This is a genomic window from Streptomyces rhizosphaerihabitans (genome assembly GCF_025399795.1).
Taxonomy (GTDB): Bacteria; Actinomycetota; Actinomycetes; order Streptomycetales; family Streptomycetaceae; genus Streptomyces; species Streptomyces rhizosphaerihabitans.
On sequence record NZ_JAODTZ010000073.1, the window covers coordinates 22,352 to 34,405 of the forward strand.

Consider the following 12,054-nt stretch of genomic DNA (forward strand, 5'->3'; position numbering starts at 1 on the left):
CGGCTCTCCCCACAGCCCGTTCTTCGTCGTCAGCGCCTGCTCACGGTCGCCACAGCGGATGTTCGCGGTCGGCCCACTCGCGGCTCACCGATCCCGTGCGCAGGCCCCGCCGGGCCTCCGGGTCGCCCAGCGCCATGCCGATGTGGCCCGCGAGGACGATACCGACGGTGAGGGCCAGCCAGTCATGGACGAAGGTCGCCGAGGTGCGCCACATCAGCGGGGTGAGGTGGGTGAACCACATCAGCAGGCCCGTGCCCAGCATCACCAGCGTGGCCCCGGCGATCCAGGCGGCGTAGATCTTCTGTCCGGCGTTGAACTTGCCGGCCGGGCGGGACCGGTGGCCCTTGTCGCGGCGGCGCACCGCCCGCAGCCACACCCGGTCGTGCGGGCCGAAGCGGTTCAGGAACCCCAGGTCACGGCGGAACGCGCGGGAGGCCAGGCCCGCCAGGACCGGGACCGGAAGCATCACACCGGCCAACTCGTGGACGCGGACGACGAGTTCGCGGCGGCCGACGAGTTCGGCGAACTGGGGGATGTAGAGGCAGGCGGCGGTGGCCACGCACACCCCCATCAGCAGGGCGGTGAGCCGGTGCACCCAGCGCTCGGCCCGGGTGAAACGCCGTACGTGGGAGGAGTGCGAGGACACGGCCGGGGTGTCGTCAACTCGTGGGTTCATCGTCGCGTCCGTTCGAACGGCCGACCCAGGCGTCGACGTCGTACCCCCGGTTCTCCCAGTACCCGGGACGGACGTCCTCGGTGACGGTGATGCCGGAGAGCCACTTGGCGGATTTGTAGAAGTACATCGGGGCCACGTAGAGGCGGACGGGGCCGCCGTGGTTGTGGCCGACGGGCTTGTCCTGCATGCGCAGGGCCACCAGGACGTCCGGGCGGCGGGCCTGGCGCAGGCTGAGGCTCTCCGTGTACGTGCCGTCGAAGCAGGTGAAGCGGATCGCCCCGGCCGAGTGGTGCACCCCGGCGGCGTCGAGGAGGTGGGACAGGCGTACGCCCTCGAAGGGGGTGCTGGGCACCCGCCAGCCGGTGACGCACTGGACGTCGTGCACCAGGCGGGTCTGGGGCAGGGCGCGCAGGTCGGCGAGGGTGTAGCTGGTGGGGTGGTCGACGAGGCCGTCGACGGTGAGACGGTAGTTCGTCTCGTTCTTGTGGGGGACGGAGGCGGCCACCGAGTAGTAGCGGAAGCCGCCGCCGTTGGGCAGCAGCCCCGTCAGACCCGTGGGGTCCCGCTGGGAGGCGCCCGCGAGGAAGGCTTCCATCCCGCGCTGGAGCGTGGGCGCGGTCAGTACGCCGAGGGCGCCGAGTCCGAGCGTGCCGAGCAGCACCCGGCGGCCGATGGGCCTGCCACGCTCGGCGGGGTCCTCGTGTTCTTCGCGCGCGGCGTGTTCTTCGCGCGTGTCGCGGTCTTCGGGAGCCCGCGGCTCGGGGCGTTCCGGCTCGCGGGGCTCCGGTCGCTCCGGTTGCTCCGGCCGCTCCGGTTCACGCGACCTCGGTCGCTCCGGGTCCGGTTCCCCGGGCCTTTCAGTGTTCACCTCTTGATTCGAGCACCCGCGACCCCCAAAAAGCCAGCGGTGGCGGGTGCTCGTCAGCGTTCCGTCATCTCTTCTCACGTACGGTCCGAGAACTTCGGCCCCGGAGAGGACGGCGGGGCCTCATCAGGAGGTGGACTCGGCCGCCTTGTCCAACTGGAACGCCTCGTTGCCGAGGCCGATCCGGGCGTGCGCCTCGGGCTTGCGGGAGCGCAGGACCAGACCCTGGACCAGTCCGACGACCAGGGCGAGCCCGATGACGGCGGGCAGCAGCACGTTCAGGGCGGAGTCCGGACCCGCGCCGACGAGCACGTCGAAGTCCTTGACCGTGTAGACGGCGATGACGAGCAGGGCGATGCCCGCGATCGCGGAGGTGACCAGACGCCAGGACTGGGCGCGGGCCGCGCCGCGGCGGACGAAGAACACGATGACCGAGAGCGAGGCGGCCGCCATGAGGAGGGTGACGCCGAGTGCTCCGACGTTGCCGCCCCAGGTGAACAGCTGGAGCACGGGCGCGGTCGGGTCGCCGGTCGGCTTGTCGTCGGCCAGGGCGAAACCGCCGACCACGACCAGGGAGACGACGGTGTGCAGGAGCGAGCCGGTGCCGGGGGCGCCGCTGGACTCGGTGGTGCGGCCGAAGGCGGTGGGCAGCAGGCCCTCGCGGCCCATGGCGAAGGCGTACCGCGCGACGACATTGTGGAAGCTGAGCAGCGCCGCGAACATGCCGGTCACGAACAGCACGTGCAGGACGTCCGTGAAGGTGGAGCCGAGCCGTGACTCGGTGAGGAAGAACAGCAGCCCGGCGCTCTGCTTCTGGGACGTCCCGACGATCGCCGAGGGGCCGGTGGCGATGGTCAGCGCCCATGAGCTGACGGCGAAGAAGACGGCGACGAAACCGATCGCGAGGAACATGACGCGCGGCACGAGGATGTGCGGGCGGCTGGTCTCCTCGGCGTACACCGGGGCCTGTTCGAAGCCGGTGAAGGCCGCGATGCAGAAGCACAGCGCGGTACCGACACCCGCTCCCGTGAGCGTGTCCGGGTTGAACGCGTGCAGCGACAGGCCTGCCTTGGCGGGATCGCCGACGGCCGCCACGTCGAAGACGACGACGAGCGCCACCTCGATGATCAGCAGCACGCCGAGCACCCAGGCGTTGACGTCGATCTTCAGCCAGGCCAGCGCGCCCACGACGAGCACGGCGGCCAACGCCGGTATCCACCAGGCGACTTGGGTGTCGAGGTAGGTGGCGAACAGTCCGGATACCTCGAAGCCGAAGAGTCCGTAGATCCCGACCTGGAGCGCGCTGTAGGCGACGAGGGCGACCGCGGCGGCGGCGGCGCCCGGGGTGCCGCCGAGTCCGCGCGAGATGTACGCGTAGAACGCGCCCGCGTTGTGGACGTGCCGGCTCATCTCGGCGTACCCGACGCTGAAGAGCACGAGGACGATGCCGAGGATGACGAAGAGCAGCGGCTGTCCGACGATGCCCATCACCGCGAATGTGGTGGGCATGACACCCGCCACCACCATGAGCGGGGCGGTCGCCGCGAGAACGGACAGCAGCAGACCGGCCGTGCCCAGCCGGCCGGCGCGCAGGGCCCGGTCCTGCCCCTTGAAGGTACTGATGCCGGCGCCGTCGGCGTCCGGTCTTCCCGTGCTCGACGTACTCGATGTGCTCGAACTGCCCGTCGTCATCGCGGGGTGGTCCTTTCGGATGTCGGGTCTTCGGGGGCGTTCACACCGTGCCGAGCACGCTGTCGCGCGCGGCACGGAAGGCTTGGTACCCATCGCGGTCCGGGTACGACCACGGAGCAGGGGTGGCGTGCTCCGCGATGCGGTGGAACAGTGCGGCGGCCTCGCCGTCCCGGCCCTCGCAGATCTTGGCGTGGGCAAGGAAGTTGAGGTCGACGAGCCGGCGCGGATGGTCGCCGTGCTCCCATTCCAGCCACCAGTCGAAGGCGGCTTTCATCACCTGGCGGGCCCGGCGCCCGGCCCAGTGTCCGGAGGCGACCGGGTCGGCGGGCTCGATCCCGGCGTCGGCGAGCACACGGAAGCGCTCGGCGTGCGCGACGACCGGAAGGATCGCGAGCGGCGAGTCGGCCGGCGCCTGTTCGGCCGACCAGTTGGCGAAGTCGTACACCTCGTGCAGGGGGTCCTGGCCCGCGGCGGCGCGCCGCTCGGCGAGCCGGGCGACCATCAGGTGGTGCGCGTGGTGATGGACGGCGTGCCGGTGGCGCACCTCGTCGAAGAGGCGGACCACCTCACTCTCGGCGCCGAGGACCCGCTCCAGGAGGAGCAGACCGAGCCAGGGGGTGGGGTCGTCGGGGGCGAGGGCCGCGGCCCGGTGGCAGGCCTCGCGGGCACTCTCCGGGCGTTCCTTGCCGTGCAGGGCACGCTCCACGGTGGCGCAGCCGAGCAGTACGGCGGCGTCGGGGGACTCCGGTTCGGCGAGCTGCCAGTCACGGGCCCAGGCGAGCGTCGCGGACTCCTGCGCGAGAACGGTGACACGGTGCCCGCGGCGGTCCCAGTCGTCGCCGGTGGCGGCGAGCAGCACACGGACGTCGGTCCATCGCCCCTGGTTCAACGAGGTGCGCGCGGCGACGAGTTCGGCGTCGTCGAGGGCGGCGTCGAAGGCCTGGGACGCCCGCTTGCGGCCGCGGCCCAGGGGAGGTGGGGGTGGTGACACCGCTGCTCAACCTCACATGCGCGGTTCGTCAAAGAGTGATCACGCACAGCAAACCCGGAGCCACGGGTTCAAGTCAAGCTCCGGCCAAGTCGCTACACGTGTCAACTGCCTTTGTTTGCGCTGCAGTTGGTCGCATGCCGCCCCCAACGTCCTGAACGACCGCCTTTTCCCCATGACTTGAGCAGCCATCTTGTCCCTGCAACTCGAACAGCCGCGTCGTGCCGACGTGCCGGGCAGCCGCCCGGAAGCGATGGCTTGAACAGCCACTCGGCCTCACGCGCCGAACGGCCGCCCAGGACGGATGTCCTGGGCGGCCGCCACAACCTCACGATCTGAACAGCCGCCCCGGAACAGCGGCTTGAACGACGGTCTCGGGCGTGATCAGTTCACCGCCTTGGCCGCCGCCCGGCCCGCCGTGCGGCCCGAGAAGAGGCAGCCGCCGAGGAAGGTGCCTTCCAGCGACCGGTATCCGTGGACTCCGCCGCCGCCGAATCCGGCGGCCTCGCCGGCGGCGTACACGCCCTCCAGCGGGTCGCCGCCCTCGGTCAGCACCCGCGAGGAGAGGTCCGTCTCCAGGCCGCCGAGGGTCTTGCGGGTCAGGATGTTGAGGCGCACCGCGATCAGCGGGCCCGCCTCGGGGTCGAGGATGCGGTGCAGGGGCGCGGTGCGGATCAGCTTGTCGCCGAGGTAGTTGCGGGCCCCGCGGATCGACATGACCTGGAGGTCCTTGGTGAAGGGGTTGGCGATCTCGCGGTCGCGGGCGACGATCTCGCGGCGCAGCGCCGCCTCGTCGATGAGCGGCTTCTCGGTGAGCGCGTTCATCCCGCGCACCAGCGCGCCGAGGTCGTTCTCGACGACGAAGTCGGCGCCGTTGTCCATGAACGCCTTGACCGGACCGGGCACATCGGCGCGGGCCCGCCCGATGACGCCCTTGATCGACTTGCCGGTCAGATCGGGGTTCTGCTCCGAACCGGAGAGCGCGAACTCCTTGCCGATGATCTTCTGGTCGAGCACGAACCAGGTGTAGTCGTACCCGGTCTTCATGATGTGTTCGAGGGTGCCGAGCGTGTCGAAGCCCGGGAAGAGCGGTACCGGCAGCCGGTTGCCGCGCGCGTCCAGCCACAGGGAGGAGGGGCCCGGCAGGATGCGGATGCCGTGCTTCTCCCAGATGGGGTTCCAGTTCTGGATGCCCTCGGTGTAGTGCCACATGCGGTCGCGGTTGATCAGGCGGGCGCCGGCCTCCTCGGCGATCCCGAGCATGGCGCCGTCGACGTGGGCGGGGACACCGGAGATCATCCGCTCGGGCGGAGTGCCGAGCCGCTCGGGCCAGTTGGCGCGCACGAGGTCGTGATTGCCGCCGATGCCGCCGGAGGTGACGATCACGGCCTGGGCCCTGAGCTCGAAGGCGCCGGTGACCGTACGGCTGCTGGCCTGGCCGCGCTCGATGCCGGACGGCTCCAGGATCTCCCCGGTGACGGTGTCGACGGAGCCCGCGCTACGGGACAGACCGGTGACCCGGTGGCGGAACCTCAGCTCGACCAGACCGCGGGCGACACCCTCCCGTACCCGCCGCTCGAAGGGGGCGACGAGGCCGGGTCCGGTTCCCCAGGTGATGTGGAAGCGCGGCACCGAGTTGCCGTGCCCGTTGGCGTCGTAGCCGCCGCGCTCGGCCCAGCCCACCACCGGGAAGAAGCGCACCCCCTGCCGGTGCAGCCAGGGCCGCTTCTCGCCGGCCGCGAAGTCGACGTACGCCTCGGCCCACTGGCGCGGCCAGTGGTCCTCGGGCCGGTCGAAGCCTGCCGTGCCCATCCAGTCCTGCAGGGCGAGCGCGTGTGTGTCCTTGATCCGCATGCGGCGCTGCTCCGGCGAGTCGACGAAGAAGAGCCCGCCGAAGGACCAGTGCGCCTGGCCGCCGATCGACTGCTCGGGCTCCTGGTCGAGGAGGATCACCTTGCGGCCCGCGTCGACGAGCTCCGCGGTCGCCGCGAGCCCCGCAAGGCCCGCTCCGATGACGATCACATCTGCGTCGTAGGCCATGGGCCCGTCCTCTCGACATTCCGACTGGTCGGACCGGGTCGATGCCAAAAAGGGCGCTTTGATGACATTTGTCACGAACCGATCGACAGCGTGCTGGTTGGTGAGACATTGGTGGTGGTCGACCGTACGCACGGCCGACCGGCACTTGTTACTGATCGGTCAGATCCTTCGGCAAGAAAGGTGACCGAGTCAACTGCCTGGTTCTCGGTACTCCCGGGGACAGGCCCCCGGCCCATGGCACTACAGTCGGCGGGATACGCACCACTGGCCCGCCCCGACTCCCGATGTATCGAGGTACCCAGCGTGTCGGTACTGGTTCTGGTCCTCGCCGTGAGCGCGGCCTGCTGTCTCGGCTTCGGCTTCGTGCTCCAGCAGAACGCCGCCTCGCACGCCCCGCTCAGCGACTTCCTCTCCCCCCGTCTGCTGCTCGACCTCATCCGGGTCCCGCGCTGGCTGGGCGGCATCGGGCTCATGGTGTGCGGCATGGTGCTCGGTGCGATCGCGCTCGGCAACGGCGAGGTCTCGCTGGTGGAACCGCTCCTCGCGACCAATCTGCTCTTCGCGCTCGCGCTCTCCCGACATCAGACCAAACAGCCGCTGGGCCGGCAGGGCTGGTCCGGACTGCTGCTGCTCGCGGGCGGTGTCTCGGCGTTCATCGTGGCCGGGCAGCCGCAGGGCGGCGACGCCGTGAGCGACCCGCTGCGGCACTGGCTGATCATCGGGATCGTGGTCGGGCTCGCCCTGCTGCTCACCACGTACGCGAAACGGTCCCGGCTGAGCGCCGGACCCGTGCTCCTCGCCACCGCCGCCGGCCTGCTGTACGGCCTGCAGGACGCGCTCACCCGGGTCAGCGGCCAGCGGTTCAGTGCCGGCGGCTGGAGCGAGCTGATCACCGGCTGGCAGCCGTACGCGGTGCTCGTCCTCGGCGTGACCGGTCTGATCCTGGTCCAGAGCGCCTTCGAGACCGCACCGCTGCGGATGTCACTGCCCGCGCTCACCGCCGCCCAGCCGCTGGCCGGCATCGCCTGCGGGGTGGGCTTCCTCGGGGACCAACTGCGCACCGACGCCGGCGCCCTCGCCTGGCAGGCCGCGGGGCTCGCGGCCGTCGTAGCGGGGATCATCCTGCTGGGCATGCACCCGGCGATGCCCTCGGGCACGGCGGAACCGGAACGCTCGCGGGACCTCCAGCCACACTGAGCGAGCCCCGGCCCAGCAGCTCGACGGCCCCACGCACCACTCCGAGAGCTTCACGCGCCGCCTCGGCGGCGTCGGGAGCTGCTTGGATGGATCCATGAGTGCCGCTGACGAGATCCTCGACATCGTGGACGAGAACGACCAGGTCATCGGGCAGTCCCCACGCGGGGAGGCCTACGCGCGCGGGCTGCGCCACCGGTGCGTGTTCATCGAGGCCCGGGACGCCGAGGGCCGGCTCTTCGTCCATCGGCGCACCCCGACCAAACTGGTGTTCCCCTCCTTCTACGACATGTTCGTCGGCGGAGTGGTCGGCGCGGGCGAGTCCTACGACGACGCCGCGCTCCGCGAGGCCGAGGAAGAGCTCGGCGTCTCCGGGCTCCCCCGGCCGACTCCCCTTTTCAAGTTCCTGTACGACGACGGGGCCGGGGCGACCTGGTGGTCGGCCGTGTACGAGGTCCGCTGCGAGCTTCCGGTGGACCCGCAGGTGGAGGAGGTCGCCTGGCACGACTTCCTCACGGAGGACGAGGTGGAGCGCCGACTGTCCGATTGGACCTGGGTGCCCGACGGACTGGCGGCCTACGAGCGCCTCACGGACTACCGGGCGATGGACTGAGCGTCCGGGAGCGGCCCGAACGGAGACGGGAGGCACCGGCAGCGTCCCTCGCCGGGCTCCCCGGTAGGGTCCTGGGCGTGATCGAACTCGTGCGCAATGTCCGGTTGTGGTTCGCGCCGCAGGAGATCCGGGGCGAGGGCAAGACCCCGGACTACCGGTTCTCCCTGGCCAATGAGCGGACCTTTCTGGCCTGGCTGCGCACCGCGCTCGCACTGATCGGCGGGGGCTTCGCCGTGGACCAGTTCCTGCCGGACCTGCGCTGGGCCTGGCGGGCGGGACTCGCCCTGGCACTGCTGGCGGCGGGCGTGCTCTGCGCGCTGCGGGCCGTCAATCACTGGGTGCGCTGCGAGCGGGCGATGCGGCGCGGCGAGGACCTGCCGGTGTCGCGCTTCCCGGCGGTGCTGAGCATCGTTGTCGCGATCGTCGCGGTCGCGATGGTCGTCGTCGTCCTCGCCGGCTGGGCGGGATGACCACCGGCGCCCGGGAGGAACGGGACCCGGGCCTCCAGCCGGAACGTACGCGGCTGGCCTGGCGCCGTACGACCCTCTCCAGCACCGTCGTGGCCGTACTCGCCTCGAAGGCGGCCCTGCACGACCGGAACTCGGCCGCCGGGATCGTGGCGTGCGCGTTCTGCTGCGTTCTCTGGCTGGCCTTCCTCGGCCTCGCCCACCGGCGCATCCGGACACTGGCGGCCGCGGGTCCGGCGGGTCCGGCCGCGCTCGCCCCGCGGCAGGCGACGGCGACGGCCCTGTGCGCGGTGGCACTGGCGGTGTGCGCGGTGGCGTTGGTGTTCTAGGGCCGACCACTGCCGGGGTCGGCGCTCCGTCGGTGGCTGCGGTGGCTGCGGTGGCACGACGGCGACCGCGGCATCGGCGCGGTGGCATCGGCGGTTGTTGCGGTGGTACCGACGTTTCCGCGGTGTCAGCGGCGCTCTCCGGGCACCCGGGCACCACGCGCCCGGAATAGTCTGAACCAGGACGGTTTGCGGCGATAACCTGAGTCGTCGCCCCACCCCCGCATCGCACGGGGAACGCGTCATGCGGGCAACGCGTCACGCGGGGCACCCCACTTCACGTCACAGCCGAAGGTGAGCACGATGACCACCCTTCACCAGGAGCACCCCACCCACCAGCACGTCCACGGTCCGAACTGCGGTCACACCGAGGTGCGGCACGGCGACCACGTCGACTACGCGCACGACGGGCATCTGCACCGTGAGCACGCGGGACACTGGGACGAGTGCGAGCCGAGCGGTCACGCGGCGCACGACCGGCACGCCCATCAGCACGGCGAGGGCTGCGGTCATCCCGCCGTGGCGCACGGCGACCACGTCGACTACCTGCACGACGGCCACCGGCACGCCGAGCACGAAGGCCACTGGGACGACCACTGATCCCTCGGCACCCACCTCTCGGAACCGACGGCGTCTCCCCCGGGCCCGCGCGCCCCGAGGGAGACGCCGATCACGTTTCGCGCAGCCGCTGGACGACATACCGACTGGTCGGCATCATGGTCACGTCCCGTTCCCGTGTGCTGAGGAGCAATGATGAGCCCGGACCACCCGCCAGGTCTCGATCTCGACCGGTTGCGCGCCCTGCTCGACCATGAGCGGCCCGGACTGGTGAACGGCCCGCTGACCGGCCGGCTGATCGAGGGCGGACGGTCGAACCTCACCTACGCGGTCTCCGACGGCACCGCCCGGTGGGTCGTACGACGGCCTCCGCTCGGCCATGTGCTGGCCACGGCGCACGACATGAAGCGCGAGCACCGGGTGATCAGCGCGCTGCATCCGACGGCCGTGCCGGTCCCGAACCCCGTGCTGCTGTGCGAGGACGATTCGGTGCTCGGCGCCCCGTTCTACGTCATGGAGTTCGTGGAGGGCACCCCCTTCCGCACGGCCGACCAGCTCGCCCCGCTCGGCCCGCAGCGCACCCGTGACGCGGTGCTCGGCCTGGTCGACACACTGGTCGAACTGCACGCGGTGGATCCCGCCGAGGTCGGTCTCGCCGACTTCGGCCGCCCCGAGGGCTTCCTGGACCGGCAACTGCGCCGCTGGGGAAAGCAGTTGGACGCGTCCCGGAACCGCGAGCTGGCCGGCATCGACGAGCTGCACGCCGCCCTGGGACGCGAACTGCCCACTTCCCCCGCGCCGACCGTCGTCCACGGCGACTACCGGCTCGACAACGTACTGATCGGGCCCGACGACCGGATCAGGGCGATCCTGGACTGGGAGATGTCCACGCTCGGTGATCCGCTCACCGACCTGGGGCTGCTCGTCATGTACAGCACGCGCCTGGACCTGCCCGACTCCCCCATCAGCACGACCGCTTCGGCCGCCGGGCACCCGGAGGCGGCCGAGATCGTCGAGCGGTACGCCGCGCGCTCGGGGCGCGACGTCTCCGCGGTCTCCTGGTACACGGCCTTCGCCTGGTTCAAACTCGCCGTGATCCTTGAGGGCATCCACTACCGCTACACCAAGGGCCAGACGGTCGGCGCGGGCTTCGACCGCATCGGCGAACTGACCCCCGTCTTCATCGAGCACGGCCTGACCACCCTTCAGGAAGGCTGATCCGCCATGGACTTCGGATTCGACGCGCGCACCGAAGAGCTGCGCCAGAAGCTGCTCGCCTTCATGGACGAGTACGTGTATCCGGCGGAGGCCGTCGCGGAGGAGCAGCGGGCCCTGCTGGCCTCGCCCTGGGACACGCCCGCCGTGGTCGGCGAGTTGAAGGCCGAGGCCCGCAGGCAGGGGCTGTGGAACCTCTTCCTGCCGGACTCCTCGTACGGTGCGGGACTGACCAATCTCCAGTACGCGCCGCTCGCCGAAATCACCGGCCGCAGCCCGCACTTGGCGCCCACCGCGCTGAACTGCGCCGCTCCCGACACCGGCAACATGGAGGTGCTCGCCCAGTTCGGCGACGAGCAGCAGAAGAAGCAGTGGCTGGAGCCGCTGCTCGCCGGTGAGATCCGCTCCGCGTTCGCGATGACGGAGCCCGAGGTCGCGTCCTCGGACGCCACGAACATCACCACGCGCATCGAGCGGGACGGCGACACGTACGTCATCACGGGCCGCAAGTGGTACATCTCCGGGGCGATGAACCCCGACTGCAAGATCTTCATCGTGATGGGCAAGACGGACCCGGACGGCGCCGACATCCGCCGCCAGCAGTCGATGATCCTGGTCCCGCGCGACACACCCGGCCTCGTCGTCCGGCGCGCGATGCAGGTGTACGGCTACGAGGACCATTCCCACGGCGGGCACGCGGAGGTCGTCTTCGACCACGTCCGGGTCCCCGCGAGCAACCTGATCGGCGAGGAGGGCGGCGGTTTCGCCATCGCGCAGGCGCGGCTCGGTCCGGGCCGGATCCACCACTGCATGCGGCTGATCGGCATGGCCGAGCGGGCCATCGAGCTGATGTGCAGGCGGGCGGTGTCCCGTACGGCGTTCGGCAAGCCGCTGGCCCAGCAGGGCGTCGTCCAGAACTGGATCGCCGACGCGCGGGTCGCCGTCGAGCAGCTGCGTCTGCTGGTCCTGAAGACCGCCTGGATGATGGACACGGTCGGCAACAAGGGCGCCCACACGGAGATCCAGGCCATCAAGATCGCCACTCCGCGCACGGTCGTCGACATCCTCGACAAGGCCGTCCAGCTGCACGGTGCGGGCGGCGTCAGCCAGGACTTCCCGCTGGCCGAGCTCTGGGCCGCCGCGCGGACGCTGAAGCTCGCCGACGGACCCGACGAGGTCCACCAGCGCTCACTGGCGCACAGGGAGATCAAGAAGTACGTTTGAAACCTCCCCTTCCCTGACGGGAGGGGATTTCTGGCTCAGACCGCCTCCTGGAGCAGTGCTCCAGGAGGTCTTGCGCCCTCGACACCAGCCGGGTCGAGACCAGCCCGGACAAGCATCACGCGGGCGGAGTTCTTGTCCCTGGGGGACGCGGCTCCGCACGTGGTGCAGGTGTAGGTGCGTTGCGACAGCGGCAGTA

12 protein-coding genes and 1 pseudogene are annotated in these 12,054 nt (G+C 70.8%); 7 read left to right on the forward strand and 6 right to left on the reverse strand.

Annotation, left to right across the window (positions count from 1 at the left end):
• Positions 1-40: 40 nt before the first annotated feature.
• The 5 genes from N4G66_RS40900 to N4G66_RS40920 form a co-directional block, all read right to left on the reverse strand.
• Complete coding sequence (locus tag N4G66_RS40900; protein WP_261709384.1) at positions 41-676, reverse strand: cytochrome b/b6 domain-containing protein; 636 nt, start codon at positions 674-676, stop codon at positions 41-43.
• Entirely contained in the window at positions 660-1,349 is a 690-nt protein-coding gene (locus N4G66_RS40905) for a molybdopterin-dependent oxidoreductase (RefSeq protein WP_261709397.1), read from the reverse strand. The genes N4G66_RS40900 and N4G66_RS40905 overlap by 17 nt, the downstream gene beginning before the upstream one ends.
• 318 nt (positions 1,350-1,667) lie before the next feature.
• Entirely contained in the window at positions 1,668-3,233 is a 1,566-nt protein-coding gene (locus N4G66_RS40910) for an APC family permease (RefSeq protein ID WP_261709385.1), read from the reverse strand.
• 40 nt (positions 3,234-3,273) lie between these two features.
• Positions 3,274-4,224 carry a hypothetical protein gene (locus N4G66_RS40915; protein ID WP_261709386.1) on the reverse strand — a complete coding sequence of 317 codons (951 nt, stop codon included), beginning with the start codon at positions 4,222-4,224 and terminating at the stop codon, positions 3,274-3,276.
• Between the two features lie 381 nt (positions 4,225-4,605).
• Positions 4,606-6,261 (reverse strand): FAD-binding dehydrogenase, encoded by a 1,656-nt coding sequence (locus N4G66_RS40920; RefSeq protein ID WP_261709387.1) that lies wholly within the window; start codon positions 6,259-6,261, stop codon positions 4,606-4,608.
• A gap of 303 nt (positions 6,262-6,564) precedes the next feature.
• Here N4G66_RS40920 and N4G66_RS40925 point away from each other — a divergent pair, with 303 nt between their 5' ends.
• The 7 genes from N4G66_RS40925 (at position 6,565) to N4G66_RS40955 (ending at position 11,858) form a co-directional block, all read left to right on the forward strand.
• Complete coding sequence (locus tag N4G66_RS40925) at positions 6,565-7,458, forward strand: DMT family transporter (protein WP_261709388.1); 894 nt, start codon at positions 6,565-6,567, stop codon at positions 7,456-7,458.
• Between the two features lie 94 nt (positions 7,459-7,552).
• Positions 7,553-8,068: an NUDIX hydrolase gene (locus N4G66_RS40930; protein WP_261709389.1), complete on the forward strand. Its 516-nt coding sequence runs from the start codon at positions 7,553-7,555 to the stop codon at positions 8,066-8,068.
• A gap of 77 nt (positions 8,069-8,145) precedes the next feature.
• On the forward strand, positions 8,146-8,538 hold the full coding sequence (locus tag N4G66_RS40935) for a YidH family protein (RefSeq protein ID WP_261709390.1): 393 nt from the start codon (positions 8,146-8,148) through the stop codon (positions 8,536-8,538).
• Positions 8,535-8,864 (forward strand): DUF202 domain-containing protein, encoded by a 330-nt coding sequence (locus N4G66_RS40940; protein WP_261709391.1) that lies wholly within the window; start codon positions 8,535-8,537, stop codon positions 8,862-8,864. The genes N4G66_RS40935 and N4G66_RS40940 overlap by 4 nt, the downstream gene beginning before the upstream one ends.
• Positions 8,865-9,164: 300 nt before the next feature.
• The gene (locus tag N4G66_RS40945; protein ID WP_261709392.1) at positions 9,165-9,461 is read left to right on the forward strand and encodes a hypothetical protein; all 297 of its coding nucleotides are present in this window, start codon (positions 9,165-9,167) and stop codon (positions 9,459-9,461) included.
• A gap of 153 nt (positions 9,462-9,614) precedes the next feature.
• Complete coding sequence (locus N4G66_RS40950) at positions 9,615-10,637, forward strand: phosphotransferase family protein (protein ID WP_261709393.1); 1,023 nt, start codon at positions 9,615-9,617, stop codon at positions 10,635-10,637.
• A 6-nt stretch (positions 10,638-10,643) separates the two neighbouring features.
• On the forward strand, positions 10,644-11,858 hold the full coding sequence (locus tag N4G66_RS40955; RefSeq protein ID WP_261709394.1) for an acyl-CoA dehydrogenase family protein: 1,215 nt from the start codon (positions 10,644-10,646) through the stop codon (positions 11,856-11,858).
• Between the two features lie 35 nt (positions 11,859-11,893).
• Here N4G66_RS40955 and N4G66_RS40960 read toward each other — a convergent pair.
• Positions 11,894-12,054, reverse strand: a pseudogene (locus N4G66_RS40960) (RNA-guided endonuclease TnpB family protein); the annotation flags it as partial.